Annotated in this window: 4 protein-coding genes; 2 read left to right on the top strand and 2 right to left on the bottom strand. The window is 40.2% G+C overall.

What is annotated here, in order from left to right:
• Nucleotides 1-314: 314 nt before the first annotated feature.
• On the bottom strand, nt 315-503 hold the full coding sequence (locus F6K37_RS34185; RefSeq protein WP_287255228.1) for a hypothetical protein: 189 nt from the start codon (nt 501-503) through the stop codon (nt 315-317).
• A gap of 509 nt (nt 504-1,012) precedes the next feature.
• On the opposite strand from F6K37_RS34185, the gene F6K37_RS34180 reads away from it, so the two are divergent.
• A complete protein-coding gene (locus F6K37_RS34180) occupies nt 1,013-2,497 on the top strand; it encodes an RICIN domain-containing protein (protein ID WP_287255225.1) in 1,485 nt (494 codons plus the stop codon).
• A 163-nt stretch (nt 2,498-2,660) separates the two neighbouring features.
• Nucleotides 2,661-2,810 carry a hypothetical protein gene (locus F6K37_RS34175; protein ID WP_287255223.1) on the top strand — a complete coding sequence of 50 codons (150 nt, stop codon included), beginning with the start codon at nt 2,661-2,663 and terminating at the stop codon, nt 2,808-2,810.
• Here F6K37_RS34175 and F6K37_RS34170 read toward each other — a convergent pair.
• Nucleotides 2,799-3,386 (bottom strand): class I SAM-dependent DNA methyltransferase, encoded by a 588-nt coding sequence (locus tag F6K37_RS34170; RefSeq protein ID WP_287255222.1) that lies wholly within the window; start codon nt 3,384-3,386, stop codon nt 2,799-2,801. The genes F6K37_RS34175 and F6K37_RS34170 overlap by 12 nt on opposite strands.
• Nucleotides 3,387-3,933 lie beyond the last annotated feature (547 nt).

Raw genomic sequence — 3,933 nt, 5'->3', positions numbered from 1 at the left:
TCTTGGGTGATTTCTACAGCTGAGCGTTCTTTGTTGATTAGCTGTTGATGCAACTCGCGGACCGTGTCCATGCTTACTACCTTTACTGACTTAACCATTTCAACTCTAGTATTCTGACAAAAAATTCAGTGCTTAGGGGTTTGGGCTCAGGCTTTTGCAAAGGGGAGCAGGTCAAATGCGTAGAACAAATGTACTCAAATAACTAATGACTGCTACTGAAGCCCCGAAAACACTGTAGTTCAAGGGTTTGTAGTTCAAGTGTTCTTACCAAATTGACCTGCTCCCCAAATATTCGGTGTGACATGCTCCCCCTATTACCTATTCCCCATGCCCCATGCCCCATGCCCCAGATCATGTACTAATGTTGCTGCATTTGTGACATGCTCCCTGAGTTTTTGGTGAGATATGAGTTTTTCTATGAGTTTTTCTATGAGTTTTTCGTGAGATATGAGTTTTTCTATGAGTTTTTCTATGAGTTTTTCTATGAGTTTTATGAGGATCACAGATATATAACAGGGCTACTATTAAATTGTTCTCACAAATTGATGGGAAGCAAGTCTATGTTCCAGAACAAATGAACTATGTACCATATGAGCTTGGCTTTTACCCATGAGGGGGCTATAGCTTTAGTACAAATGTTCGGCATTTGTGACATGCTCCCTTTGCAAAGGGATTAGGCAACAGGGAGTAAAGCGCACCGAGGGAGTCGGGAAAAGGTAACAAAAATTCTGGTATTGCATTCGCCCCAGAATAATGTACTATTATTGTGGAGCAAATTATGCAGGGTAAAGGCAATAAAAAATTGCCCATAATATGAATTGGCTGGATATCCGTTGCTCGTGGTTCGAAACCCCTATAATCTCGTAAAACTTTATTCTCAATAGAGTTTAATTGTTCAGAATTATTCCCTTTTTTTATCAATAAGCTACAGCTTATTGATTCTTGGGCTTACCCTGGAAGATTATGCAGTTTTTACTGTGTTATTCTCTTGTGATTTATTGTGTCAAGAACAATGGAAAAAATACAACGTAATTGTTTGTTAAAACTACAGATCATCCTGATGAGCTTAGTGTTGATGCTAGGTTCTATGACGATTTCACCAAACACCGCTTTAGCTGGTCAGTTTCATATAAACTCTTTTGACAATGGAGGAGTTTATCAACTGAAAACGCAGTTGAATGGGAAGAACAAATGCCTACAAGTTGTGAATGATAATGATCACAACAAATTGATGATGGCAAACTGTGATAACTTCCGTGGTCAGCAATGGAGTATCACACCCTTTCCCAATTCAGGAGGTTATCGACTGACAACGCAGTTTACTGGGAATAACAAATGCCTAGAAGTTGTGAATAATACGCAGTTGAAGATGACAAGGTGTCGTCCGAAGCACCCACTTCAGAAATGGAACATCATACCCTTTGGCAATTCAGATTATAAACTGAAAGTGAAGGTTTCTGGGAAGAACAAATGCCTACAAGTTGTGAATAAAAATGACAACAAGCTGATGATGGCAACCTGTCGTAAATCCATCCCTAGTCAGCAATGGAGTATCACACCCTTTCGCAATTCAATAGTCGATGATAAACCCCGAGCCGATCAGAACCTCGGCCCTCTTGCAGATTTATACGGAAAATGGTATGGTCAGGGTTGGAATATGATTGCCATCCCAATTAAAAGGAAATCGGGTACACATACTGAATGCACCATCGAGGATGTTCCAGGGAGTAAAGAGAGTTTTTGCATCCATGCTGAGCCTTTCTGCGATGTTTTAGACTTCAAGAAAAAAACTGAAACTGTGGACAAACTCTTTCCTAAAAATATTACGGTTTTCGGGCTTGAGTATGAGCATACTGTTTTCTCCTCCAAAACATGGGAGCCTGGCCAGGCTCCTCCTGCTTGTCCTAAAGATGTATCTAACGATCAGTCTTTCAAAAAAATTCATGGTGAAAAGGGAGCATGGTTGTTCTTAGGGCAAGAAAATGGTAAAAACAAAGTAGCACGAATATTCTCCCTTACTCGCGGTAATACAGTCTTAGCGCTCGGGCAAGCTCAATCCCAGAAGTTAGAAGAAATTAAGGAAACTGGTGGGTTTCCTGTGGCCGAGCTAGGTAAAGACCGAGAACGCTATAACACCCCTTACCGTGACCTCAAAGATTTATTAAAGGGTTACTTCAATCTAGAAAATCCCAACGAAGTGCTCGACCAGGATATAATCAAGGGAAACGCTACGGTGCTTGAGGTCTCAACAGCTCAGAAAGGCGGTGCAATTGCTAGTATTCCCTTCTTTGACATGGCTAACGGGGTTGAAGGAGATTTCCAAATTCCGAAGTTTAAATCGACGTTCTGGATTGAGAATACGCATAATAAAAGCGAATTGCAATTGCAGTATTCTGAAACAACTGATTTTGACTTCAGGAAAGACCTAAGCGGTGACTTGGTCCTGTGGCCTCATGTAGATGTTTCCACACTTTGTCAAAATTCTTACTGTCAGTAACATTTCTAGAAGATGTCTAACCAGTAAAACCAGATCTGAACATCCTTCGCTGTAGATTGGATGAAGGGTTTTTAAACCAAAAGCGAAACCCAACACACACACCTGTGCTGTTGGGTTTCGCTTGTTGTAGCTTTTAGTATAGGCGCAAAAGGGGAGGATACTGTTGGCGAAAGCAATCATCCCGCAATTATGCAACGCCAAAATTCTCATAATTCTTACGGAATTAGCCAAACAATCTTGTTTACCGATTCCCGATTCCCTGTTCCCTGTTCCCTTTGCTATTAAAAATCCTAGACAATTATTATTTATTTGATTCAATATAAATCATACGAGTTCTGATTGTAATTCCTTGGGTGGGAGAAGTCCAACCCACAATAAAATAATCTTCGATGGCATTGTCGATGGCAATTTTTGAGTGATCATAAACTGGTATACCAACCTTGTTAATATATTCCTCTGTTGTTTCATCAAGGCTAAAAATAATCGTTTGGCGACCAATCCGATTCATCTGCTTAATAGCTGTTGCCACGTCTTCCACAAACAGTAAGGAACTTAAACAAAACACAAAATCGTAAGACTGGCTCTCAAGTTCAGCGAGTGCTGTTTCAATCGGCTTGTGGATGGTTTTATACCCCCTTTTGGCCGCAAAATCCAGCATTTTACTTGAAATATCAATCCCTGTATAGTCAAACTCCCCTTGCAACAATTCACTTAGGATACCTGTCCCACAAGCAATATCTAAAACACTGCCTTTATGGTGATTATGTCGATGGAAGATTTTAACGGCTTCATTTACATACTGGACATTAGAACTGGGTGCCTTTAACACCTCGTCATATTTGGCAGCAAATTTATCATAATAGTCTTCAGACCCAATTGTTTTTGACATAGTTTTTAGTTATATATTTAGATATAGTATAATCCATTATTCAACCAGTTATCAATTGGTTTGGCTACACAAATTTAGGATTTTAGGGAACAGGGAATCGGGAATCGGGAACAGCGGAGCTGGGAAAAAATCCTATTTACCTCATTACTATGATCAACGCTATCAATGGCATCTTATCCATTTGACAAAGTGGCGATAATGGGATAATCCACCTCACGATTATTCTCCAGCTTCCACAGTCGAATTCTATATTCGCCGGTGAAGTGTTATACTACCCAGGGTCATAATCTCAGCTAATTGACAATCATAAGCAGCCCTCCAAAACAGCAGCAGTAAAAGACATAAAATCCGCAGTTGTGGAAAGTATAGGAAGCCGGAAAAATTTTTGATATGAGCCTTAACTTGAATAATCACCAAGACAAATACCGTTGTATTCCTCAGCTATTTGAGGCACAAGTAGAACGAACACCGGAGGCAGTTGCTGTAATCTTTGCAGACCAACAGCTAACCTACCGAGCCCTCAATACTAAAGCGAATCAATTAGCGC

It is taken from the genome of Moorena sp. SIO4E2 (genome assembly GCF_010671945.1).
Lineage (GTDB): Bacteria > Cyanobacteriota > Cyanobacteriia > Cyanobacteriales > Coleofasciculaceae > Moorena > Moorena producens.
Note: the sequence above shows the minus strand (reverse complement) of the source record. Positions and strands in the feature narration are given on the sequence as shown.

Bases quoted from the DNA above. Each gene is read 5' to 3' on its own strand.
- F6K37_RS34180 (WP_287255225.1), top strand. From the start codon at position 1,013: ATGGAAAAAATACAACGTAATTGTTTGTTAAAACTACAGATCATCCTG.
- F6K37_RS34170 (WP_287255222.1), bottom strand. From the start codon at position 3,386: ATGTCAAAAACAATTGGGTCTGAAGACTATTATGATAAATTTGCTGCC.